The organism is Hyphomonas jannaschiana VP2 (genome assembly GCF_000685215.1).
GTDB classification, from domain to species: domain Bacteria; phylum Pseudomonadota; class Alphaproteobacteria; order Caulobacterales; family Hyphomonadaceae; genus Hyphomonas; species Hyphomonas jannaschiana.
Map to the genome: position 1 here is coordinate 104,822 of NZ_ARYJ01000005.1, position 19,950 is coordinate 124,771.

General features: G+C 62.2%; 22 protein-coding genes. 9 read left to right on the forward strand and 13 right to left on the reverse strand.

Annotation, left to right across the window (positions count from 1 at the left end; all coding sequences use genetic code 11):
- Nucleotides 1-103 precede the first annotated feature (103 nt).
- The 3 genes from HJA_RS08980 to HJA_RS08990 all read left to right on the forward strand — a co-directional run bounded on the left by HJA_RS08980 (nt 104) and on the right by HJA_RS08990 (nt 2,556).
- On the forward strand, nt 104-1,843 hold the full coding sequence (locus HJA_RS08980) for an N-acyl-D-amino-acid deacylase family protein (protein WP_035581202.1): 1,740 nt from the start codon (nt 104-106) through the stop codon (nt 1,841-1,843).
- 78 nt (nt 1,844-1,921) lie between these two features.
- Entirely contained in the window at nt 1,922-2,329 is a 408-nt protein-coding gene (locus tag HJA_RS08985) for a hypothetical protein (protein ID WP_051597540.1), read from the forward strand.
- Nucleotides 2,330-2,337: 8 nt separating this feature from the next.
- Nucleotides 2,338-2,556 (forward strand): helix-turn-helix transcriptional regulator, encoded by a 219-nt coding sequence (locus HJA_RS08990; protein WP_035581205.1) that lies wholly within the window; start codon nt 2,338-2,340, stop codon nt 2,554-2,556.
- Nucleotides 2,557-2,561: 5 nt separating this feature from the next.
- Here HJA_RS08990 and ftsY read toward each other — a convergent pair whose 3' ends face one another.
- The 8 genes from ftsY to HJA_RS09030 all read right to left on the reverse strand — a co-directional run bounded on the left by ftsY (nt 2,562) and on the right by HJA_RS09030 (nt 9,308).
- Nucleotides 2,562-3,947, reverse strand: a complete 1,386-nt coding sequence (gene ftsY / locus HJA_RS08995; RefSeq protein ID WP_035581207.1) for a signal recognition particle-docking protein FtsY — start codon at nt 3,945-3,947, stop codon at nt 2,562-2,564.
- Entirely contained in the window at nt 3,944-5,221 is a 1,278-nt protein-coding gene (gene mtaB, locus HJA_RS09000) for a tRNA (N(6)-L-threonylcarbamoyladenosine(37)-C(2))-methylthiotransferase MtaB (protein ID WP_035581765.1), read from the reverse strand. Before mtaB ends, ftsY begins: the two co-directional genes overlap by 4 nt.
- A gap of 56 nt (nt 5,222-5,277) precedes the next feature.
- Nucleotides 5,278-6,087, reverse strand: coding sequence for a diaminopimelate epimerase (gene dapF, locus HJA_RS09005; protein WP_035581210.1), 810 nt, complete (start codon nt 6,085-6,087; stop codon nt 5,278-5,280).
- A gap of 51 nt (nt 6,088-6,138) precedes the next feature.
- A complete protein-coding gene (locus tag HJA_RS09010; RefSeq protein WP_155839909.1) occupies nt 6,139-6,519 on the reverse strand; it encodes a hypothetical protein in 381 nt (126 codons plus the stop codon).
- 73 nt (nt 6,520-6,592) lie between these two features.
- The gene (locus HJA_RS09015) at nt 6,593-7,651 is read right to left on the reverse strand and encodes a MaoC family dehydratase (protein ID WP_035581215.1); all 1,059 of its coding nucleotides are present in this window, start codon (nt 7,649-7,651) and stop codon (nt 6,593-6,595) included.
- A 42-nt stretch (nt 7,652-7,693) separates the two neighbouring features.
- Nucleotides 7,694-7,960, reverse strand: coding sequence for a hypothetical protein (locus HJA_RS09020; protein ID WP_035581218.1), 267 nt, complete (start codon nt 7,958-7,960; stop codon nt 7,694-7,696).
- A gap of 92 nt (nt 7,961-8,052) precedes the next feature.
- On the reverse strand, nt 8,053-8,400 hold the full coding sequence (locus HJA_RS09025; RefSeq protein WP_035581220.1) for an arsenate reductase family protein: 348 nt from the start codon (nt 8,398-8,400) through the stop codon (nt 8,053-8,055).
- Between the two features lie 20 nt (nt 8,401-8,420).
- Nucleotides 8,421-9,308: an HpcH/HpaI aldolase/citrate lyase family protein gene (locus HJA_RS09030; RefSeq protein WP_035581222.1), complete on the reverse strand. Its 888-nt coding sequence runs from the start codon at nt 9,306-9,308 to the stop codon at nt 8,421-8,423.
- A gap of 129 nt (nt 9,309-9,437) precedes the next feature.
- On the opposite strand from HJA_RS09030, the gene HJA_RS09035 reads away from it, so the two are divergent.
- Genes HJA_RS09035 through HJA_RS09045 form a run of 3 tightly spaced genes read left to right on the forward strand, consistent with a single transcriptional unit; the run spans nt 9,438 to nt 11,698 of the window.
- Nucleotides 9,438-9,959 carry a hypothetical protein gene (locus tag HJA_RS09035; RefSeq protein ID WP_155839910.1) on the forward strand — a complete coding sequence of 174 codons (522 nt, stop codon included), beginning with the start codon at nt 9,438-9,440 and terminating at the stop codon, nt 9,957-9,959.
- 16 nt (nt 9,960-9,975) lie between these two features.
- Nucleotides 9,976-11,079, forward strand: a complete 1,104-nt coding sequence (locus HJA_RS09040; protein WP_035581227.1) for a serine hydrolase domain-containing protein — start codon at nt 9,976-9,978, stop codon at nt 11,077-11,079.
- A gap of 1 nt (nt 11,080) precedes the next feature.
- Nucleotides 11,081-11,698: a LysE family translocator gene (locus tag HJA_RS09045; protein WP_035581230.1), complete on the forward strand. Its 618-nt coding sequence runs from the start codon at nt 11,081-11,083 to the stop codon at nt 11,696-11,698.
- Nucleotides 11,699-11,826: 128 nt separating this feature from the next.
- On the opposite strand, the gene rarD is transcribed toward HJA_RS09045, so the two are convergent.
- On the reverse strand, nt 11,827-12,735 hold the full coding sequence (gene rarD, locus HJA_RS09050; RefSeq protein WP_035581768.1) for an EamA family transporter RarD: 909 nt from the start codon (nt 12,733-12,735) through the stop codon (nt 11,827-11,829).
- Nucleotides 12,736-12,861: 126 nt separating this feature from the next.
- Here rarD and HJA_RS17995 point away from each other — a divergent pair, with 126 nt between their 5' ends.
- Both HJA_RS17995 and HJA_RS09060 read left to right on the forward strand, forming a co-directional pair.
- The gene (locus HJA_RS17995; RefSeq protein ID WP_051597541.1) at nt 12,862-14,241 is read left to right on the forward strand and encodes a mechanosensitive ion channel family protein; all 1,380 of its coding nucleotides are present in this window, start codon (nt 12,862-12,864) and stop codon (nt 14,239-14,241) included.
- A gap of 96 nt (nt 14,242-14,337) precedes the next feature.
- Complete coding sequence (locus HJA_RS09060) at nt 14,338-15,453, forward strand: hypothetical protein (protein ID WP_035581232.1); 1,116 nt, start codon at nt 14,338-14,340, stop codon at nt 15,451-15,453.
- Between the two features lie 3 nt (nt 15,454-15,456).
- Here HJA_RS09060 and HJA_RS09065 read toward each other — a convergent pair whose 3' ends face one another.
- Entirely contained in the window at nt 15,457-16,500 is a 1,044-nt protein-coding gene (locus HJA_RS09065; protein WP_035581234.1) for an aspartate-semialdehyde dehydrogenase, read from the reverse strand.
- Between the two features lie 134 nt (nt 16,501-16,634).
- Here HJA_RS09065 and HJA_RS09070 point away from each other — a divergent pair, with 134 nt between their 5' ends.
- Entirely contained in the window at nt 16,635-17,006 is a 372-nt protein-coding gene (locus HJA_RS09070; RefSeq protein WP_035581236.1) for a nuclear transport factor 2 family protein, read from the forward strand.
- Between the two features lie 12 nt (nt 17,007-17,018).
- Here the strand turns inward: HJA_RS09070 and HJA_RS09075 are convergent, their stop codons facing one another.
- The 3 genes from HJA_RS09075 to leuB form a co-directional block, all read right to left on the reverse strand.
- Nucleotides 17,019-17,573, reverse strand: a complete 555-nt coding sequence (locus HJA_RS09075) for a hypothetical protein (RefSeq protein ID WP_035581238.1) — start codon at nt 17,571-17,573, stop codon at nt 17,019-17,021.
- Nucleotides 17,574-17,615: 42 nt separating this feature from the next.
- A complete protein-coding gene (locus tag HJA_RS09080; protein ID WP_035581241.1) occupies nt 17,616-18,812 on the reverse strand; it encodes an amidohydrolase family protein in 1,197 nt (398 codons plus the stop codon).
- Nucleotides 18,813-18,890: 78 nt separating this feature from the next.
- Complete coding sequence (gene leuB, locus HJA_RS09085; RefSeq protein WP_035581244.1) at nt 18,891-19,943, reverse strand: 3-isopropylmalate dehydrogenase; 1,053 nt, start codon at nt 19,941-19,943, stop codon at nt 18,891-18,893.
- Nucleotides 19,944-19,950 lie beyond the last annotated feature (7 nt).

Genomic DNA, 19,950 nt, shown 5'->3' on the forward strand with positions numbered 1-19,950 from the left:
TTCCCACTACTTTAAAGCCTGCCCTGCTCAACGCTGACGCGCGGTCAGGCTTTCTCGCGCCCCACTGCTCTGGCATCCTTTCTCAAAAGAATTGGAGGAAACAATGGCGACGCATGACCTGATTATCCGCGGCGGGACAATCGTGGACGGCACCGGGGCCGAGCCGTTCGAAGGGGACGTCGCAGTCTCCGGCGGTCACATTTCCGCAATCGGCAAGGTTTCCGGCAAGGGCATCGAGGAAATCGACGCGCGCGGACAGGTCGTGACGCCCGGCTTTGTCGACATTCATACTCATTATGATGGCCAGGCCGCCTGGGGCGAGGCGATCAGCCCCTCCTCCCTTCATGGCTGCACCACCGTCATCATGGGCAATTGCGGTGTCGGATTCGCGCCCTGCCGCCCGGAAGACCATGACCGGCTGATCCGCCTGATGGAGGGTGTGGAAGACATCCCCTTCCCCGTCCTGTCCGAAGGCTTGCCGTGGAGCTGGGAGAGTTTCCCGGACTATCTGGATTTTCTCTCTTCGCGCCAGTTCGACACCGACATCGGCGCCCAGTTGCCGCATGCGGCCTTGCGCGTCTATGTGATGGGTGAGCGAGGCGCAAACCGCGAAGACGCGAGCGCCGAAGACATCGCCGCCATGAAGCAACTGGCGAAAGAGGCCGTGATGGCCGGCGCGCTCGGCTTCTCCACCTCCCGCACACTGAACCATCGCACGTCCGACGGCCAGCCGACCCCGACGCTGACGGCCAGCGAGACTGAACTCATCGGTATTGCGGAAGGCCTGAAAGAGGCCGGGCGCGGTGTGTTGCAATTCGTGTCTGACTTCAATGATCCGCAGAAAGAGGCCGCGATGCTGCGCCGGATCGTTGAAGCATCCGGACGGCCACTATCGGTCTCCCTCGCTCAGGCCGATGTCGCGCCGGAAGGCTGGCGCGCCCTTCTCGGCGCGATCGAGACCGCCATGAATGATGGCCTGCCGATGCGGGCCCAGGTGGCGCCGCGCCCGGTCGGCGTGCTGCTCGGCCTGGAACTGACAATGAACCCGTTCAGCGCCCACCCGTCTTACGCAGCAATCGCCGGCAAGCCGCTGGCCGAACGCGTGGCGGCCCTGCGCGACCCGGCCTTCCGGGACAAGCTGCTGTCCGAAGAACCGGCGTCAGACAATCCGTTCCTGAAAGTCATGCTGCGCAGCTTCGGCAAGATGTTCCAGCTGCGCGATCCGGTGAATTACGAGCCGGGTCCGGAAAGCACGCTGGAATTCATGGCCAATGAACGCGGGATCAGCCCGGAAGAGATGGCCCTCGACCTGATGCTGGAGCGAGATGGTCATGGCGTGCTCTACCTGCCCTTCCTCAACTACTCGCAAGGCTCGCTCGAACCGATCCGGGCGATGATGGAGAGCCGCGCCACTCTACCTGGCTTGTCGGATGGCGGGGCGCATGTCGGCATGATCTGCGACGGCTCCTTCACCACAACGATGCTGACCCATTGGGCGCGGGATCGCCAGCGCGGGCCGAAACTGCCGATCGAATATCTGGTAAAGCGCCAGACGCAGGACACGGCCCAGTGGATGGGCCTTCACGACCGGGGCGTGATCGCACCCGGCTACCGCGCCGACCTTAACGTGATCGACCTGGCGAACCTGAAGCTTCACCTGCCGGAAGTGCAATACGACCTGCCTGCCGGCGGAAGGCGCCTCATGCAGCGCGCATCCGGTTACACTGCGACGATCCTCAAAGGCGAGATAACCCACCGGGACGGCGACCCGACCGGCGCGAAACCCGGCCGGATGGTGCGCGGCGCGCAAAGCCTTCAGACCGCGGCCATCGCGGCGGAATAGTCGACTTGTAAAGGTCACTTGACAGAGTAAAGCTTGCTTGTCATTTTGTCTGGGTAACTTGACAGAAGGAGCTTGCTTATGGCCCAGACACGTGGTTTCCGCACAGCCAATCGCCGCTATAGATTTCTCTTCTGGCCGATGATGGGCATCTATGTGGCCGTTATTCTCGCCGCAAAATTCTTCATCGACGAAGAGTCCGCGCCAACATGGCTGAATGCGGCGGGCGCCATTGCGGCAACCCTGCCGATCCTCGGAACGCTTTACGCCATCCGCCGTCAGACCGATGAGACGGACGAATATACGCGCATGCGCTATCTGAAAGCCCTGCGCGATGCCGGGCTTATCACCTGCGGCGTGACCTTCCTGTTCGGCTTCCTGCAGATCTTTGACGTGGTCGGCAGTCTCGACGTGTTCTGGTTCGGACCGATTTTCTTCTTTGCCTTCGGCCTGGCGCGCCTCCCGGAATGCCTTGGCCGGACGGTTTAGGGCTGGATATGAAGAACACTCTCCGAATTCTGCGTACGGAAAAAGGATGGAGCCAGGCCGAGCTGGCCGACCGGCTCGACGTGTCCCGCCAGTCCGTGAACGCCATCGAAACCGGGAAATACGACCCGTCCCTGCCGCTGGCTTTCGCCATCGCCCGCCTGTTCGGGCGCAGCATCGAGGAAATCTTCGATGATGAAGCAGAAACCGCCGCCGAAGCCGCCGAATAAATCGCCTAGGCGCCGACGCCCACCAGGGCTTTCGAGAAGGCCTCTGCACTGAACGGGCGGAGGTCTTCTGCCTTTTCACCGATGCCGATGAAGTGGATCGGCAGGTCATAGGCCTCGGCAATGGCGACGAGTACGCCGCCTTTAGCCGTCCCGTCGAGCTTGGTCATGACGAGGCCTGTCACACCGGCCGTATTGCGGAAAGCCTCGACCTGGCTGAGCGCGTTCTGGCCGACCGTGGCATCCAGCACGAGGATCACATCGTGCGGCGCGGTCGGGTCGAGCTTCTTGATGACACGGACGACTTTCTCAAGTTCCGACATCAATTCGGTCTTGTTCTGCAGGCGCCCGGCCGTATCGATCAGGACAAGGTCCAGCTCTTCCGCCTTCGCCTTTTCGATGGCCTCATAAACGAGACCCGCCGCATCGGCGCCGGTCGGCTTGGACATGACTGGAATCCCGGCCCGGTCACCCCAGACAGTCAGTTGTTCGATGGCGGCGGCACGGAACGTGTCACCAGCCACCAGAAGGGCTTTCGCCCCCTGCTCTTTCAGCTTCGATGCGATCTTGCCAATCGTTGTCGTCTTGCCAGAGCCGTTGACGCCTACGAAAAGCACAATGCGAGGGCTTGTCCCGTCAGAGAAGTCCACAATTTTTTCGCGGGGCTTCAGCACATCAGAAATTTCGCTGGCGAGGGCAAGTTTGATCTCTTCCGGGCTGATTTCGCGGTCAAACCGCTCTTTCGAGAGGTTTTTCGTCACCCGGGCAGCAACCTTCGAACCGAGATCGGACGTGATCAGAAGGTCTTCGAGTTCCTCCATCGTGTCATCGTCGAGCTTGCGGCGGCCGAGCGCAGCGAGACCTTCGGTTAGCCGGGACGACGAACGCGACAGGCCCTGCCCCAGCTTCGCGACAAAGCCCGGATTGTTGGCTTCAGCCTCCATCGCCGCGCGGGCAGCCGCTTCGGCTTCGGCGCGCAGGCGCTCGGCCTCGCGCCGGTCGGCGAGCAATTTCAGTTCGGCTTCGGCTTTCGCCTGTTGGGCCGCGCGTTCTTCGCGGGCCTTTCGGGCTTTTTCCGCCTCTTCTGCAAGGCGGGCGGCTTCTTCGGCATCGGCCGCGGCAGCTGCTTCCTCCGCCCGGCGTGCTTCTTCTTCCAGGCGTTTCGCTTCAGCAGCGGCCTCTTCGGCTTCGCGAGCCTGACGTTCTTCCCAGGCCTTGTTCGCCTCGGCAACGACGCGTTCGATTTCCGCCTTTTCGGCGGCGGCTTTCGCTGCCTCGGCTTCGGCGGCTTCTTTCACGGCGATGTCTTCTGCCGACAGCTCCGGCGATGCCATCTCAGCGCCGGCCGCCTTCATCTCCTCTTTTTTCTTTTTCTTCCCGAACCAGAGGATCATGCGTCTATTTCTCCGATCAGCTGCCTGCCGTCATGCCCGGTTATATGGGCCCGGACTGGCCGTCCAGCATGGCCAGGGTCGCGCGACAGTTTTACGGGGGTGAAGTCCGGCAGGCGCGCGGAACTTCCCCGCTCCACCAGGACGTCGCAGGTTTCGCCAATATGGCGCGAAAAGTGGGTTTTGAGGGCGTTTTCACCTGTTTCACGCAAGCGTGCGGCGCGTTCCTTGATGATCGCCTTGTCCAGCTGAGGCATCCGCGCCGCCGGGGTACCGGGGCGCGGGCTGTAGGGAAAGACGTGCAGGAAGGCGAGGCCGCAGTCTTCCACGAGGCTGACCGAGTTCTCGAAATGGGCCTCGGTCTCCGTTGGGAACCCAGCTATGATGTCTGCGCCAAGTGCAATATCCGGACGCAAGGCACGCAATTTCTCAGCCAACGCAATCGCATCCTCGCGCGCATGACGGCGCTTCATCCGCTTCAGGATGAGGTTGTCCCCATGCTGTAGCGAGAGGTGCATGAAGGGCGCGAGCCGCGGCTCGCCCATCGCCTCAAACAGGGCGTCGTCGATCTCGATGGCGTCGATGGAGGAAATGCGCAGCTGTTTCAGCTCCGGCACCAGTTTCAGGATGCGTTGGACGAGATTGCCAAGCTGTGGTGTGCCCGGAAGGTCCGCGCCCCAGCTGGTGAGGTCCACGCCGGTCAGCACGACCTCATAATGGCCCGTCTCCACGAGGCGGCGCACCTGGTCCACCACCTCCCCTGCCGGGACGGAGCGGGAATTCCCACGCCCGTACGGAATAATGCAAAAAGTACAGCGGTGGTCGCAGCCATTCTGAACCTGAACATAAGCCCGCGCCCGCCCGTCCATGCCATCGATCAGGTGAGCGGCGGTTTCCTTCACCGACATGATGTCGTTGACGCGCACTTTCTCATGCCCGCCCAGCAGGTCCGCCGGTTGCCAGGTCTCGGCCTTCATCTTCTCATGATTGCCGATAACGCGGGTGACTTCCGGCATCTTCGCGAACATGTCCGGATCGATCTGGGCCGCGCAGCCCGTAACGAGGATGGGCGCGCCCGGATGCTCCTTCGCCGCGCGGCGAATGGCCTGACGGGCCGAACGCACCGCCTCCCCCGTCACCGCGCAGGTGTTCACGATCACCGCATCGGAAAGCCCTGCGTCAGCCGCATGGCCGCGCATCACCTCGGACTCATAGGAGTTGAGGCGGCATCCGAGCGTAATCAGCGTCGGGCTGGAAGGCGGCTTCTGGTCTGTCATCGCGATCTCGTGCAGCGCACATCGCGCCGGAACGGGCACGAATCAAGCACTCTGCCTCAGATTTCGGTTTCGAATTCCAGTTCGACCGGGCCGGTCATGTAGACGCGATCGTCGCTTTCGCGCCATTCGATCAGCAATTCGCCGCCATCAAGGATCAGTTTCGCCGTCCGTTCGGTGAGCTTCGCACGCGCTGCGCAGACGAGCGCCGCGCACGCGCCCGTGCCACAGGCCTTGGTCAGCCCTGCCCCGCGTTCCCAGACGCGCAGGCGGATCGTCTGCCGGTCGATCACCTGCGCAAAGCCAACATTGGTGCCTTCCGGGAACAGCGGATGCCACTCCACCAGCGGGCCAAGCGCCGGAATGTCATAAGCGTCCACGTCGGAAACAAAGAACACCGCGTGCGGATTGCCCATGGAGACGACGGCGGGACGAGACAGGATGGGGTTGTCCATCGGGCCGATTTTCACATCGACGCCGCGTACATCCATCTTTTCCGCCAGCGGAATGTCTTCCCAGCCCATCAGGGGCGAGCCCATGTCCACCGTGATCAGGCCATCCTCAGCGCGGAAGGCGCGCAGCATGTCAGCCTCGGTCTGGATGGTGATGCGGTCCTTGCCGGTCTCGTCCAGCAGGAGGCGGCCGACGCAGCGGCTGGCATTGCCGCAGGCGGAGACTTCACCGCCATCCTTGTTCCAGATGCGCATGAACACGTCGCGCGCAGCATCCCGTTCGAGCGCGATCACCTGGTCAGCTTTCATTTCCTCGGCAAGCTGGCGCACCTGATCCTCCGTGGGGGAGAACGGCACAGACCGGGCGTCAAAAATGGCAAAGGCATTGCCCGCCCCGTTCATCTTCCAGATCTTCATATGCGCATCCGGCTCCGGTTTTCAGGCAACTGCGTAGCGGGCTCTATTGCCCTATCGCGGCAGCCGCGTCGAGACGATCCATCCGGCAACCTGAATGCCGAGCGCCAGAAGCAGCACCGCCGGGATCAGCCGGTGAGACACGAACAGGGAAAGCGCGGCAACCGCCATACAGGCATAATCCACGAGATCCGACGACATCAGCCAGCCTTCCGGCGTGCGGGCCCGGCGGACGTCCAGCAGCGTCACGCTTCGCCAGACACGGCCCATGTCGGGCGGACCGAATACTTCCTGAAGACGTTTCGGATCACGTATACCGGTCATTTCAGCAAGATCGCCGACCTGTGCTTCACCAAGCGCGATATTCCGTTTGCGGCCCGACGTGCCGATCAGGCTGACCAATGCCGACAGGAACACTGCAAGCGCGATAGCCATCAGCGTAAATCCGTCAAAAGGGCCATACCCGCTCATGGCAGGCATATAGGCGCGGGCAACCCGTTCCGGAAGATCAACGGCCGCTGAGTTTGGGGATCGCCGCCCAATAGTCGAAGTCGAGGAGCACGCCGTCGGCATATTTGCCATCGCCGGTCTTGTAGGCGAAGGCGCCCGGGTCCTGGTCCTTCACGGCGACGAGGCGCAGGCGCAGGGCCCCTGCCTTGTCCGACAGGTCTGCCTTGTCCAGCACTTCGCTCCAGGCATAGATCGTGTCGCCGGCGAACAGCGGGCTCGCATGCGTGCCGGCATTGATGGCCAGCACCTGACCGGCATTGGCAAGGCCGTTGAAAGCAAGCGACCGCGCAATCGAGATCACCACACCGCCATAGATCAGGCGCTTGCCGAAACGGCTGGATTTCTGGCCATGGGCGTCGAAATGGACTTTTGCGGTGTTCTGGTAGAGGCGCGTCGCGATCTGATGCTCGGCCTCTTCAACAGTCATGCCGTCGACGTGATTGATCTTCTCGCCGATCTCGTAGTCTTCATAGCCATAAGGCGATCCGGCGAGGGAGAAGTCCCAATCCTCCATTGGGGCGAAGCCTTCCAGCTCGCTGCCCGGCACGGCGTCCGGAAGGTCCGGAATATGGGTCGGCGGCACGGCGGCATCCTCTTCCCACTTGTTCACCATCACCCAGCGCACGAAGGACATGACTTCGATGCCATTCTGGTTGAAGCCGCGGGTGCGCACCCAGACAACGCCGGTGCGCTTGTTGGAGTTTTCCTTCATGCCGATGACTTCGGATACGGTGTTCAGCGTGTCGCCGGGCATGATCGGACGGCGAATGCGGCCATCGGCATAGCCGAGGTTTGCCACCGCGTTCAGCGAGATGTCCGGCACAGACTTGCCGAAGACGACATGGAAGGCGTGGATCGGGTCGATGGCAAGGCCCGGCAGGCCAGCAGCCTTTGCAAACTCCGCCGAGGAATACTGGGCGTAGCGGTTACCGGTCAGCGCCCGATAGAGCGCGATGTCACCCTCGGTCACCGTCTGGGGCGTGGCATGGACGAGTTCCATGCCGATCGAGAAGTCCTCGAAATAATTGCCGGGATTGGATTTTGTCTGTGCGGTCATGGCAGCCTCGGTTGCGGGGCCGCTGCCGGACCAGAGATCTGCCTAGATCTGCCAGCCGCCGCCCGTCATCTGATCGGCCACTACCTGCACGCTCGCACCATGGGAAATCAAGGCCGGAGACGCCTGAAGGACCCAAACCAGCGAAATCGCCGCAGTCAGCAGGCCGCCCAGCATCGCCTTGTCCGTCAGGCGAAGACGCAGGCGGTCCAGCATGTGCGGACCGGACACCAGATAAGGCAGGCCAAAGAAGCAGAAACCGGCAAAGGCCAGGCCAAGGGCTGCAGCAGCGAGAAGAGCAAATATCATCATGCCCTGAGAGTCGCGCGGAATGGCTTATATCCGGCGACAGGAATCGATGAAATTTGATCGAATCGGCCCGTTTTGAGCCGTTTTCGCAGTTGTCAGACGAGTTTCAGTAGATCTTCCGGCGGCCGGCCCAGCACGGCCTTCTTGCCCTTGATGCCGATCGGACGCTGGATCAGCTTCGGATTCGCGGCCATCGCCTCGAAAATCGCTTCATCGCTGGAGTCTGCATCGATCCCGGCGGCGGGAGCGTCCTTGGCGCGCATGAACACCCGCGGCGAGACCCCGCCCATCTTTTTCGCGATGTCTTTCAGCTCATCGACCGACAGCTGCTCGCTGACATTCATGTACTTGCGCACATCAGGCTCAACACCGGCCTCTTTCAGCATTTCCAGCCCCTTGCGTGAGGTTGAGCAGTTCGGATTGTGCAGGATCGTATAGGTCATAAGCGTCTCCCCTTCTCTGCTCACGCCGTTTCGAAGGCGCGGATGGCTTCATCCATCGCCACAGTGCGGCGGGCTTCGTCGAGATGCAGCAGTTCGGTCATCTTGCCGTTCACTTTCAGTACGCCCTTGCCGGCATTGGCCGGGTCGGCGAACGCCTCGATCACAGCCTTGGCCTGCTCCACATCATGCTGGCTGGGCGCGAAGACGCGGTTGGCCGTTTCCAGCTGCGAGGGGTGGATCAGCGTCTTGCCGTCAAAGCCAAGGTCGCGGCCCTGTTCACATTCATTGATCAGGCCATCCTCATCCTTGATGTCGTTGAAGACGCCATCAATCGCATAAAGGCCATAGGCGCGCGCCGCCGCGATGGAGAGTTGCAATGCCGTCTGGAAAGCAATCCGGTCCGGCGTCATCCTGGCGCGATATTCCTTGGCCAGATCGTTGGTGCCCATCACGAACGTGGTCAGGCGCGTGTCTTCAGACGCCGCTGCAATCTCTTCGACCCTGAGGATTGCCTTGGGCATTTCGATCATGACCCAGAGGCCGAAATCGTTCGGCGCGCCAGCTTCAGTCAGCGCCGCATCCAGGGTCATGATGTCTGCAGCCGATTCCACTTTGGGCGCCAAAACGGCCTTGGCGCCGCAAGCGACGGCGGCTTTGAGGTCATCCTCGCCCCATTCCGTGTTCAGCCCGTTCATACGGATGACGATCTCACGATGGCCATAACCGCCCTGCTTCACGGCGCTCACGATGGCTTCGCGCGCCGTGAGCTTGGCATCCGGGGCCACAGCATCTTCGAGGTCCAGCAAAAGCGTATCGGCTGGCAGGCCGCGGGCCTTTTCGAGGGCCCGTTCATTGGCGCCCGGCATATAGAGACAGGAGCGGCGCGGGCGGTGCGTCTGTGAAGCCATGGTCGTTCAATCCCTTTTCAAGCGCGCGGACTATCGCCCTGCACTGCAACTGGTGCAACTGCGGCAATTGCTTCCCGGCAAGAAAACCGGTTAGCTCGCCGATCCATTCAAATATCCCGGAACCTTTAAATGAATTGGCGTGCCCTGCTCCTAATGCTGCCTGCGGTTGCCGCGCCTGCACTGCAGGCCTTCGCTGAGCCGATTACCATCATCGAGCTTCGGGACGAGTTCGCCAAGCGCGATGCCGAAGCGCTCGATATTGCCTATCTCGACGGGCATCCGGTGATGACCGGAGAAATGCTGGGGCAGAGCTTCGATGCGATCTTGCGCGATTGCGCGGGCCCACAGAAGGCCTGTGAAGCGATCCGTTATGTCTCCTGCCGCGAAATGCCGGGCTTTTCCCGCATCGAAGCGCTGGAAGTCGCGAATGCGCACAATGCCGGCTACAAGAACGCGGCTGCCTATGCCGAAGAGAAATGGTTCGGACAGGTCGTCTGCATTCGCCTGCAGCAGGATTTCCGGGACGATGTGCAGTTTGGCTTCCCTCAGATCTTCGAGTGGCAGATGGAACTGGAGGACTTCCTCCAGGAGATGGACGACGCCCAGGCTGACAAACTGGCGGTAAACGTCCTCGACAACGCCGCAGAATAGGCCGTATGGCCGGGGGATGACTGACTTCCCGATTTCCGGCTTTACCGCCCCAGGCCTTGAATCCGTTCGCGACGCATTCGAGGCGAATTTCAATGAAACCGACGAACTCGGCGCCGGGTTCGCGGTTTACCACCGCGGCGAACTGGTCGCCTCTCTGCTTGGCGGCTGGGCCGACCGGCAGAAAACGACCCCCTGGGGCGCCGACACGCTGGTCCCGGTCTATTCCACAACCAAGGGCATCGCCGCCTTCGTGCTCGCCTCCCTCGTCGATACGCTGCCGGACGGTTACGAAACGCCCGTTGCAACCGTCTGGCCGGAGTTTGCCGCCAATGGGAAAGAGGCCGTCACGATCGGACAGGCACTGAGTCATCAGGCAGGCCTCCCCGGTTTTCCGGAAGAGATCGACCCCGAGCTCTGGCTGGACGCGCCCGCCTGCGCCGCCGCCATCGCAGAACTCGCGCCGATGTGGCCGCCGGGCACCGCGCATGGCTACCACCCGCTGACATGGGGCTATATCGCCGGAGAGATCGCCCGCCGGATCAGCGGCGAGACGCTCGGCACAACGCTGAAATCCATGTTCTCGGATGTGGATTTCCATATCGGCCTGCCCGCCAGCGAACATGACCGCTGCGCCGACATCAAACGCCCGAACGCCCTCGCAGACCTTGGTGAGCTGAACGATTACCGCAAGGCCGCCTTCGTCTACAAATGGTCGGCCCCCAATCGTGGCGGCGCCATCTGGCGCGAAATCGAGATCCCCTCCGCCAACGGCCACGGCACGGCAGAAAGCGTCGGGGCGATTTACCATCACTATGCCCGCAGCGGCGGCGGAAAGCTCCGCGCCGGCATCTTCGAGGACCTGATCCGCCCGCGCACGCACGGGCCCGATCTCGTCCTGCCACTGGAGACGAGCTTCGGCGCCGGCATCATGCTGAACACGCACGGCCTGTTCGGCCCGAACCCGGCCACGCTCGGCCATTCCGGCTGGGGTGGATCGATGGCGGTCTCCGATCCGGACGCGGAACTCACCTGTGCCTATGTCATGAACCGGCAGTCGAATGTGCTGGTCGGCGATCCGCGTGCCGTGCGCCTCGTCGAAGCCGTCTACGCCGCCCTCTGACATGTTCGCCTCGCTCGACTGGCCTGCCTTTATTGTTGCCATGCTGGCCGTGGAACTGACGCCCGGCCCGAACATGGGCTGGCTCGCGACCCTATCGGCCCGGGCAGGCCGCAAGCATGGCCTGAAAGCGGTGGCCGGCATCACACTGGGCCTTGCCGTACAGCTGGTCGCAGCCGCAACCGGCCTGTCTGCCGTACTTTCCGGGTCGATCACGCTTTATGAAGCCCTCCGCTGGGGCGGGGTTGCCTTCATGCTCTACCTCGCCTGGGAGGCTTTCAGCGACGATGGCTCAGCCCCGCCCGCCATGGCGAACAAGCTGGCTGGGTTCCGGCGGGGCCTGATCGCCAACCTCCTCAATCCGAAAGCGCTGGTGTTCTACCTGCTCGTTGTCGGGCAGTTCGCCGATCCACAGCTCGGCCACCTCTGGTTACAGATTCTCATCCTCGGCAGTCTGCATATTCTGCTGTCGCTGATCGTTCATGTGACCATCGTCCTGGTGGCCGATCATCTGGGCACGTTGCTGGACAAGTGGCGGACATCTTTTGCCGCGCGCCTCAGCTTCGGACTGGCGCTGGCCGTCGTTGCGCTATGGATTGCCATGTCGACCGCGCGGCCCTGACGGACATTTCGCGATCTGGCCTGCTTATTGCAGGTTAGGTCTTCAGATAGGAATCCCATCTCTATCTGTCAGAAACTGACACGCCCCGGTGCCGATCCCTCTGGCCCGGGGCATCTTTTTTCCTGAAATCAGACAGGCCGGGCCGCCCGCGCCAGCCTCCGGGCCTTGGCCTCCCCCATCATCGAGTCGACGGTGAACACGGCAAGCGCCAGCCAGATAAACGCAAAAGCGATTCCCAGCGTCAGGCCGAACGGCTCCCGGAAGATGAAGACGGCAATCAGGAATTGAATGCTTGGGCCGATATACTGCATCATGCCCACGGTTGAGAGTTTCAATCGCTTGGCCGCCAGAGCAAACAGGATCAGCGGAAACGCCGTGATCGGTCCCGCTGCCATCAGCAGCGCAATATCCCAGCCGCCCTGCCCCATCAGCCGCCCGTCCGGTTGCTGCGCGAACCAGATCAGCCAGCCAAGCGCCAGCGGTACCAGGACAACCACTTCCATCAGGAAGCCGGCCCGGCTGTCGACGGCCATTTTCTTCCGGATGACGCCGTAAGAGGCGAAACTCATGCACAGGAACAGCGCGATCCATGGCACATGGCCATAAGCGACCGTCACGACGGCCACCCCGATGGCCGCGATCGCCACGGACACCCACTGCGCCGGTCGCAGCGTCTCCGTGAAGAAGACCATGCCGAACAGCACGCTGACCAGCGGATTGATGAAATAGCCAAGCGAGGCCTCGATCGTCCGGTCGGCATTCACCGCCCAGATGTAGACGCCCCAATTTGCTCCGATCACCAATCCGGACAGGATCAGCCACTTTGCGGTGCGCCAATGGAAGGCCGCCCGGATGTCGCGCCAGTTGCCTGCCAGAGCGATCAGGAGCAGCGCCGTCGGAACGGACCAGACGATCCTGTGGGCCAGCAATTCCTGCGGCAGGACATGCCGCATCGCCCGGATGTACAGCGGCAGGCTGCCCCAGATGAAATAAGCTGTCAGACCGACAAGAAATCCGAAACGCTGGCTCGAAGACATGCGCCGCGCTGTATCAACACCCATGCGCCTTGGATAGTCACGAAATCCCGCGCTGTTTGCCTTGTTGGCGGCTTGGTCTAGATTTCAGGGAAATGGCCCGCAAACGCGACGGAGACAGCCCGCCTGATGGATGAAGAAACCTCCCCTTCTCTTCTCAACACGCTGAAGCTCGAAGACGTATTGCGGTCCATTCGCGACGACGTTGTCCATTTGGCGGCCGAGTTCGTTTCCTATGCCTCGCTCTGGCAGTTCCTGGCCATCGTCATTGCCGGGATTGCCGGATTCTTCCTGTCGCGTGTGCCCGTCAACCGGCTGCGGAAACTCGCCGAGAGCCGCGAGCGGCCGGATGTCGTGTTCCACGCGGCCGTCTCATCGGCGCGGATCGTCTGGCCCGTCCTGACAGCCCTGTTACTCTGGATCACCATTCCGGCCTTTGACCAGTTCGGCCTGCGCAATGAGATTCTGCGTGTCGCCGCCAGCCTGCTGAATGCGTGGATCATTGTCCGCCTGATCACCTCCAATATCCGTGATGGGATGGTGGCCAACACGCTGGCCCTGCTCGCCTGGCTGATCGCCGCGCTCTACATCCTCCGCCTGCTGCAGCCGGTGACGGAGTCCCTCGACTCGACCATTATCGAACTTGGTGGTGTGAAGTTCTCGATCCTGCGCCTGCTGACAAGCCTCGCCGTGGCGGCCTTCGCGCTCTGGCTTGGCCGTATCGCAGGCGATGCGGCGCAGGCGCAACTGCGCAGCTCGAAGAAGCTGACCCCCTCCATGGCCGGCCTGCTGGGCCAGGTGCTGAAGATTGCCTTCATCATCATCGCCATCCTGATCGCGCTTCAGGTGGTCGGGGTGAACCTGACAGCTCTGACGATCCTGTCCGGGACGCTGGGCATCGGTATCGGCTTCGGCCTGCAGGCGATCTTCTCGAACTTCGTGTCGGGCCTGATCATCCTGATCGAGAAGTCCGTAAAAGTGGGCGACTTCATCGAGCTTCAGTCCGGCGTCACCGGCCTTGTGCGCGAGATCAATATCCGCTCGACCCTCGTCACCACGAACGACAATGTCGACATCCTCGTGCCCAATGAGGAGTTCATCAAGGCACAGGTCATCAACTGGACTCTGCGCGAGGCGCGCCGGCGTGTCCGCGTGCCGTTCGGCGTCGCCTACGGTTCGGACAAGGAACTGGTCCGCAAGGCCGGGCTCGAAGCGGCCGAAGAGGTCGAGTGGACGCTGAAAGGCATGCCGGGCCGCTCGCCGCAGGTCTGGCTGACGAAATTTGGCGACAGCGCGCTGGAATTCGAACTCGTCGTCTGGCTGACCGATGCGGCCGTCAGCCGCCCGGCCCGCGTTGTTGCAGATTATAACTGGGCACTACATACGGCCCTCGAGAAATACGAACTCGAGATCCCCTTCCCGCAACGCGACCTGCACCTCAAGAGTGCCACCGGCCTCAACGTCACCGTCGAAACCCGCAAGGCCAAATTCGATTCCGATACGGAGTAAGCGATCCGCCACCTTTGGATGCTTCATTTTCTCCTATAGGTGTAACGTGATTGTAAGATTGCCCTGTTATGCCCGCTGCAGAACCGGGAGGGATTCATGCGGCCGGGGCAGGCAATCCTCACATTTGCAGCCATCATCCTGCTCGCTGCCTGCGGCGGCCCCGACGGGCCTCTCGTCCCCCCACTCGGCACGAAGGTGCCGCCGGTTCCGGCCGAGGGGCTTGAGCACCCGGGCCGGACCCGCATCAAAAGAGTGTCGACCGCCTGTTCGATGCCGCGGCCCAGCGAGGATGCCGAAATCCTCGGCATCATGGTTTCGCACGGCAACGCCCTCTCGAACATTGCCGTCGCCGGACAGGATGAGGAAACGACCGCCGCGTTCATTCATGTCGATCCGGGTGACACGCCGGTCTATCTGATCGCGTTGAGCGGCCAGCCGATGCTCTGGGTTGTCGAAGGGGCAACAGAGCGGGTTGAGCGCCTGATCGTGCAACCGGCCCCCACAAAGACCGGTCCGGGCGTGGCCGTCACGGGCCTGACCGCCAGCCGTGTTGGCGCCCTGAATCCCAATGCCTGCGGCCAACCGTACGAGCTTGTGCACTATGGAGCCGAACACCTGTTCCAGAAACTACGGAGTATTTTCCGGCGTGACGACCTCCGCATGGTCGGGGTTGAAAGCGTCGGCACCGTACGGGCGCCATCCGGAAAACTGGGCGGCGCCAGATCTTCCCGGAACGGACCAATGATCACGACCGACGCCGGCAATTATGTGATCCGTGACAGCAAGCCCGTCCGCGTGAACCCGAACGCCCGGAACTTCACGGTCAACCAGTTCAGGAGCTTCTATCCGGGCGGCGTCGTGATGGTTCACCCGGAGACCGTTGTCTCGACACGGCCGGTGGACGTCTATGATGTCCTGCCCGCTGAGGCAGGTCTGATCCAGCTCGTCGAAGCCGGTGCCCTGACCTTCGTTCCGGAAGAAGCCGGCTACCTGATCAATGGCCCGATCCCGCGCATTCCGGCCGGACTAAACGGGGCGCACTCCGTCAAATTCGGTCTGGCGGAAGGCGTTGAGAAGCCGAAAGGCACCTTCAACCATTCCAGCCTGTTCGACGCGGCGACAGGTGAATGCCTCGAAGGCCAGTGCAAATGGCTTGAGGAAATATCACGCAGGGACGACGAGTATCGCAGGCAGCTCCGCCGACGCCGCTGAGGATCAGTCCGTTACAGCCGGTTGTTTCTTCGGCTTGATGACGCCGCGGTTCAGCAGCTCTTCAGCGATCTGCACGGCGTTGAGGGCCGCACCCTTGCGCAGGTTGTCGGACACGCACCAGAACATCAGGCCGTTCTCGACGGTCGGGTCCTTGCGCACGCGGCTGATGAAGGTCGCCCAGTCACCAACGCACTCTTTCGGCGTGATGTAGAGGTCTTCCTCCGGATCATCGACCAGCATGATGCCGGGGCTTTCGCGCAAGAGGTCCTGCGCTTCCTTCGCGCTCATCGGCGCATCCAGTTCCACGCTGACCGCTTCGGAATGGCCGACAAAGACCGGCACACGCACACAGGTCGCGACAAGTTCGATACTCTCGTCGACGATCTTCTTCGTCTCGACGCGCATCTTCCACTCTTCCTTGGTGAAGCCGTCCTCCATGAAAACGTCGATCTGCGGGATCACGTTGAAGGCGATCTCCTTCTGGAAAATCTCAGGCGTCGGCTCATCGTTCACATAGATGCCGCGCGTCTGGTTCCAGAGTTCGTCCATCGCATCCTTGCCGGCGCCGGAAACGGACTGATAGGTCGAGACCACAACGCGCTTGACGCCCACGGCATCGTGCAGCGGCTTCAGTGCCACGACGAGCTGCGCGGTCGAGCAGTTCGGGTTCGCGATGATCATCTTCTTCTTGTAGTCCATCACCGCATCGCCATTGCACTCCGGGACGACCAGCGGCACGTCCGGGTCCATCCGCCAGGCCGAGGAATTGTCGATGGTGATGGCGCCGGCCTTGGCGATTTTCGGGCACCACTGTTTCGCGGTAGAACCGCCGGCCGACATCAGGACGAGATCGACCTTGGAAAAGTCAAAGCTCTCAATGTCCTGGCATTTGAGGGTGCGGTCGCCGAAGGAAACTTCCTTGCCCAGCGACCGGCGCGAGGCCACGGCGTGGACTTCGTCCGCCGGGAACATGCGTTCGTCCAGAATGGCCAGCAATTCACGCCCGACATTTCCTGTCGCGCCGACAATCGCAATCCGTGTGCCCATGGCTCTTTCGCTCCTCGTAATTCGAGGCGGGCTTATGACGCATTTCCAGCCGATGCGCAAAGCCTGTTGCCATTCCCGGCCCTGTCAGGCAGACCAAAAGGGCTCCCGGAGACACATATGGAGGCCCCCGCCCCATGCTCGACGACGTAATTGCCCGCTATATTCAAAGCTACAATGCCCGTGACATCGACGGCATGCTCGACTGCGTGACCGATGATGTCGTGTTTGAAAACATCTCCAATGCCGGCGGATCCATGCGCCTCGACGGCAAGGACATGATGCGCCAGGTGGCGGAATTGTCCGGCAACGCCTTCTCCTACCGCCGCCAGAGGCTGATCAATGTCGTCTCAGGCGCCGGAAAGGCCGCCGCAGAGGTGGAGTTCGAAGGCAAGGCCGCGGTCGACCTGCCCAATGGCGTGAAAGCCGGCGAGACGGTGAAAGTCCGCGGCGCCAGCTTCTTCGAATTCCGCGGCGATCTGCTCTGCCGGATCGCCGACTACAGTTAGGCCGAGGCCGCCCTATTCTTCCGGAATGCAGCTGACATGGTGCGCAGGCGCATAAGCCTGCGCAATCCGGTCCATGTCAGCGACGAAGGGCGCGGGCATTTCACTGCGGATCCCGGCCCAGACAACCGAACCACCCGGCGTGCAGATCACTTTCAGATAATCCGGCGCCGCCCCGGCCTCGAAGTTCGCGCTCGGCACCAGACCGCGTTTCGCCCGGTCCCAGATCTGGAACGTCGCCCATGCATGCTCGCGCATGATGTAGCCAAAGCGCAGCTGGTCCGTCGCATCCAGCGGCGGGGCCCCAGACATTCCGGCCCGGAACACCTCCGCCGTGTCGCGATCCGAGTAGATCGAGGCACGGAAAGCCGACCATTGCGTCATGGTGGCATTGGATTCATTGCGCAGCGTGACCGTGTTCCCGTCATGTAACTGGATCCCGACGAAGACCAGCGAGATGACGATAGCAATGGCACTGACAATCTGGGCAATGAAGGCAAAGTATTCCACGCGCGCCCGGCGTTGGGCGAGTTTCGCCTCCCGCGTCTCTGTCGGGTCTTCGTCTGCCATCCACCATCCCCCCCTTAAGGCGCTGGCCTGTCCCTTAAAGGGTCAGGCCGACTGCTGCAGTTCCGGCACGCGCAGGTCCGGGGCGAGGCCCTCCCCCATCATGTCGATGAAGTTGCCGGAATAGAACGCTTTCACGGCGCTTTCCGGCAGGCCCTGCAGCGTTTCGTCGAACCGCTTCAGCGGATTGCGGCCGCCTTCGACATGCGGGAAGTCGGAGGAGAACATGGCGATCTCTTCGCCGGCATTGCGGACAATCCAGCCTGCATCCTCATGTGGATAGGGCGCAGCCCGGAACTGGCGGCGGACAATCTCTGAGGGCTTCGCGGTCAGTTTCTGCAAACGCTCTTCATTGCGCATGAAGGCATGAGCCGCCGAATCCATGGCCCGCATCCAGCCGGGCACCCAGTTTGCGCCGAGTTCGATGGCGCCCCATTTGAGATCCGGAAACCGGTCGAACACGCCATCGAAGATCAGCGTCGCCAGCGTCTGCATCGCCGCTTCCGGGATCGGCATGTAGGAAACAGAAGTGAAATTGTCGTCGCCGCCGTGGAAGTCCGGCACCGGCGGCAGGCCATTCTCCTTGTAGACCGGATTTAGTTTTCTCTCGCCGCCCACATGAAGCACGACAGGAATGCCGGCCTCCTGCGCCGTTGCCCAGACCGGATCCAGCGCGACATGGCTTGGCGAATGATTCTGCGGGCAAAGGCTCGGCACCATCAGCGCCTTGGCGCCAAGCTCAATGGCCAGCTTCGCCGTGGCGAGCGACCGGTCAAAGTCCTCCAGCGGCACGTAGGCGACAGCGAGAAGACGGCGGTCGATGCTGCAGAAGTCCGTCATCATCCGGTTATGCGCATCGGCTGCCGCGTAGCAGAGCTCCATATCGCGCCCCTGATCGAGGCCGAAATTACCGAGGCAATGTGTGGTGAAGACGAGTTGGCTGGCAAAGCCGAGCTTGTCGAGCGTGTGCGGCCGGTCCTGCCGGAGCCAGGCGCCATGCGCGTCGTAGTTCTTCCGCAGGAGGATGTTGTCGTCCGCTTCGGCCCGGAAAGCCGCATCCTGTTGCAGCGCCAGGCGTTCGTCGACGTGTGCGGCCTTGGCGCCCGTGCGCAGTTCCTGTACGCGCGGCAACGCCAGGAACCGGTCCAGCAAGCGCTTCTCGAAATAAGGATCGAGACAATCGGCCGGCTCCATCAGATGGCTGTCGGCATCATGGATCAGTCGTCCATCGGCATATGACATGGCATTCCTCCCTTATATTTTTAGGGGAATGCTCTCATGCGGGATGGAGACGGGCAATCTTGCCCCTGCGTCAGCCTGTCAGAGCGCGGCGATGACTGCGTCCGCCATTTCGCGGGTTGTCAGGCTGCCGCCAAGGTCCTTCGTGCGAGCGCCCTGCTCGAGCGCCTTGCCGACCGCCGCGAACAGAATATCTGCGGTTTTCTCGCGGCCGAGCGACCAACGCAGCGCCATTTCCAGCGACAGGATCGCCGCGCACGGATTGGCGATGCCCTGCCCGGCAATGTCCGGCGCAGAGCCATGGACCGGCTCATAAAGCCCCGGCGTGCCCGGTGCACCGAGCGAAGCCGACGGCAACATGCCGATGGAGCCGGTCAGCATGGCCGCCTCATCCGACAGGATGTCACCGAAGAGATTGTCAGCCAGGATCACATCGAACTGCTTCGGCGCACGTACCAGTTCCATGGCGCAGGCATCGGCATACATGTGGGACAGGTCCACGCCTGCGCCCATTTCGGCATGGGCCAGCGTGACTTCCTGACGCCAGAACAGGCCGGATTCCATGACGTTCGACTTCTCCACCGAGCAGACCTTGCCTTGGCGCCCGCGCGCGATCTCAAAAGCCACGTGCGCCACGCGCTCGATTTCCGGATGGGTGTAAACAGCCGTGTCATAGCCCCGGCGGATGCCGCTGGTCTCGTCAATGCCTCGCGGCTGGCCGAAATAGACGCCGCCCGTCAGCTCGCGGACGATCATCAGGTCAAGACCTTCGACGATCTCCCGCTTCAGGCTGGAGGCTTCGACGAGGGCTGGGAAACAGAAAGCCGGTCGCAGGTTTGCGAACACGTCGAGGCCCTTGCGCAGAGCCAGCAGGCCGGCTTCCGGGCGCTTGTCACGCGCTGCGCCAACCCATTTCGGACCGCCGACAGCCCCCAGCAGGACTGCACTGGCATGGCGTGCATGGGCGAGCGTCTCTTCCGTCAGCGGCTCACCATGCGCGTCGATGGAGGCGCCGCCGACCAGGCCTTCTTCCAGCTTCAGGTCAGGCGCGACGACTTCCGCCACCCGGCGGACTTCGGCGATGACTTCTGGACCAATCCCGTCACCCGGGAGCAGGAGGAGTGTCTGGTGCATGTTCAGG

What these genes read in the sequence shown, in the direction of transcription:
- mtaB (WP_035581765.1), bottom strand. Translation starts at nt 5,221, where the DNA reads ATGACAGACCAGAAGCCGCCTTCCAGCCCGACGCTGATTACGCTCGGA.
- rarD (WP_035581768.1), bottom strand. Translation starts at nt 12,735, where the DNA reads ATGTCTTCGAGCCAGCGTTTCGGATTTCTTGTCGGTCTGACAGCTTAT.
- HJA_RS08980 (WP_035581202.1), top strand. Translation starts at nt 104, where the DNA reads ATGGCGACGCATGACCTGATTATCCGCGGCGGGACAATCGTGGACGGC.
- dapF (WP_035581210.1), bottom strand. Translation starts at nt 6,087, where the DNA reads ATGAAGATCTGGAAGATGAACGGGGCGGGCAATGCCTTTGCCATTTTT.
- ftsY (WP_035581207.1), bottom strand. Translation starts at nt 3,947, where the DNA reads ATGATCCTCTGGTTCGGGAAGAAAAAGAAAAAAGAGGAGATGAAGGCG.
- HJA_RS09070 (WP_035581236.1), top strand. Translation starts at nt 16,635, where the DNA reads ATGCTCGACGACGTAATTGCCCGCTATATTCAAAGCTACAATGCCCGT.
- HJA_RS17995 (WP_051597541.1), top strand. Translation starts at nt 12,862, where the DNA reads ATGGATGAAGAAACCTCCCCTTCTCTTCTCAACACGCTGAAGCTCGAA.
- HJA_RS09025 (WP_035581220.1), bottom strand. Translation starts at nt 8,400, where the DNA reads ATGACCTATACGATCCTGCACAATCCGAACTGCTCAACCTCACGCAAG.
- HJA_RS08990 (WP_035581205.1), top strand. Translation starts at nt 2,338, where the DNA reads ATGAAGAACACTCTCCGAATTCTGCGTACGGAAAAAGGATGGAGCCAG.
- HJA_RS09075 (WP_035581238.1), bottom strand. Translation starts at nt 17,573, where the DNA reads ATGGCAGACGAAGACCCGACAGAGACGCGGGAGGCGAAACTCGCCCAA.
- HJA_RS09040 (WP_035581227.1), top strand. Translation starts at nt 9,976, where the DNA reads ATGACTGACTTCCCGATTTCCGGCTTTACCGCCCCAGGCCTTGAATCC.
- HJA_RS09015 (WP_035581215.1), bottom strand. Translation starts at nt 7,651, where the DNA reads ATGACCGCACAGACAAAATCCAATCCCGGCAATTATTTCGAGGACTTC.
- HJA_RS09060 (WP_035581232.1), top strand. Translation starts at nt 14,338, where the DNA reads ATGCGGCCGGGGCAGGCAATCCTCACATTTGCAGCCATCATCCTGCTC.
- HJA_RS09080 (WP_035581241.1), bottom strand. Translation starts at nt 18,812, where the DNA reads ATGTCATATGCCGATGGACGACTGATCCATGATGCCGACAGCCATCTG.
- HJA_RS09010 (WP_155839909.1), bottom strand. Translation starts at nt 6,519, where the DNA reads ATGGCTATCGCGCTTGCAGTGTTCCTGTCGGCATTGGTCAGCCTGATC.
- leuB (WP_035581244.1), bottom strand. Translation starts at nt 19,943, where the DNA reads ATGCACCAGACACTCCTCCTGCTCCCGGGTGACGGGATTGGTCCAGAA.
- HJA_RS09020 (WP_035581218.1), bottom strand. Translation starts at nt 7,960, where the DNA reads ATGATGATATTTGCTCTTCTCGCTGCTGCAGCCCTTGGCCTGGCCTTT.
- HJA_RS08985 (WP_051597540.1), top strand. Translation starts at nt 1,922, where the DNA reads ATGGCCCAGACACGTGGTTTCCGCACAGCCAATCGCCGCTATAGATTT.
- HJA_RS09030 (WP_035581222.1), bottom strand. Translation starts at nt 9,308, where the DNA reads ATGGCTTCACAGACGCACCGCCCGCGCCGCTCCTGTCTCTATATGCCG.
- HJA_RS09045 (WP_035581230.1), top strand. Translation starts at nt 11,081, where the DNA reads ATGTTCGCCTCGCTCGACTGGCCTGCCTTTATTGTTGCCATGCTGGCC.
- HJA_RS09065 (WP_035581234.1), bottom strand. Translation starts at nt 16,500, where the DNA reads ATGGGCACACGGATTGCGATTGTCGGCGCGACAGGAAATGTCGGGCGT.
- HJA_RS09035 (WP_155839910.1), top strand. Translation starts at nt 9,438, where the DNA reads ATGAATTGGCGTGCCCTGCTCCTAATGCTGCCTGCGGTTGCCGCGCCT.